At 45.3% G+C, this 1676-nt stretch carries 1 protein-coding gene; it reads left to right on the forward strand.

Annotated features, from left to right (window positions below; genetic code table 11):
* On the forward strand, positions 1-1676 hold a 1676-nt coding region (locus F9856_RS11945; protein WP_268933457.1), incomplete at both ends, for an MSCRAMM family protein.

Consider the following 1676-nt stretch of genomic DNA (forward strand, 5'->3'; position numbering starts at 1 on the left):
GATCGGAAATATCCAACATCCTGAGATTCAAATTGAGAAGCAGGACATGAATAACCGTATTATCCAACAAGCAGTGACATTTAAGCTCTATAAAGTTCCAGATGATGCAACGTCACAAACGGTGACAGGCGCTCTGACAGATCAAAATCTTGTCCAAACCTTTACCTTGACAAATGGGCAAGTTCGTCAGACCTTAGAAGCCAAGGTGCACGGTCGTTATGCCCTTGTCGAAGGCACACCGCCAACTGGTTATCGTGGTTTAGCTAGTCCAATCTTACTAGACTTGCAGACACTACAGCAACCCCATAGCGGAAGCCAGATGAAGACAGTGACACGATTCAACCTCGTTGGAACAAATGATAAGGTTCGGATTGATACCAACACAGCCAATGTGCTGAAGTTCATCGTAAAAAATGAACCTCTGACCTATCATCTCAAGATACTCAAACGCGATGTCAATAATGCGGCGACAGGTCTTGATGCACGCTTCGAGCTGTATGATGCAACGGGTACGACTGTTATCGAACGTGGAAATACCAGTCAGGACGGATTTAGCTTGACGTTCCCAAACCTGAGTCCGAATAGCTATGTCCTGAAAGAGACAGTGGCTCCTGCCAATTACAATCCAATAGCGCCGATTCATTTGACCATTGACCAAACAGGGCAGCTGACTATCCAGTCAGGACCAAGTGACTTAATCGCTATTCAATCAGCAGATGACAGTCATCTTATCCAACTAACCATCAAGAATAGACCGTTTACGCCAATCAGTATTCAGAAGGTGGACAAACGTAGCAACGAGACAACCTTGACAGGTGTGCGGTTGCGGATTCAGGCTAAGAATGGCAATCAGATGCCACAATTTAGTGAGCGAAACTGGCATGTGACGAACTATCAAGGTCGTGTGATTGACACTGAAAAGGCCCTTGAGTGGACGAGCTCCAATGCAGGCAATGCTGTTTTACGATTGCCACAGGGAACCTATACCATCAGCGAACTCTCTGCACCAGCAGGTTACGAGCAGCTACAGCCTTTCGATATCACTGTGGCAGAAGATGGTAGTGTCCAGCTTGCTCAGGGAACAAATCCTGAACAGGTTAGTCAGGGGCAAAAAGACGGACGGATCAATATCAAACTCACCAACGTCTTCAAGCCTAAGATAAAGATTACCAAAGTCGACAGCCGCGACGCCAACCGCAAGCTAGCAGGTGCACGCTTCAAGATATTTGGACCGGATGAAAATACGCAGATAGGTCAGGAAGTGACGACAGACAGTAATGGTGAGATCACGCTTCCAGGTTTGGAACCAGGTACCTACTATTTACAAGAAAGCCAGCCACCGACAGGTTATCAGGCTAATGCTCGCAAATACCAAATCATAATTGACGCCAATGGTTCGGCTCAGATTACTAATGCTGATGCTAAGATTGAGGTTGGAACTAGCCAAGATCAGGGTGCGGATAAGATTATCCCAATCACCGTAAAAAATGACCGGACACCATTTACAGTGAAAATCCGTAAGCGGGATTACAATGATACCAATAGAGGTTTAAACGCTCGTTTCCAACTCTATCGAAAAAATGGCAATCAAGAAGAACTACTTTCTGGATTAGTTGGAGATACCATAGTGAATAATCATGAGTTGGTTCTTCCAAATCTATTGCCGAATACCTATA

The sequence above is a fragment of the Streptococcus suis genome (genome assembly GCF_016743335.1).
In the GTDB taxonomy this organism is placed as follows: Bacteria; Bacillota; Bacilli; order Lactobacillales; family Streptococcaceae; genus Streptococcus; species Streptococcus suis_Y.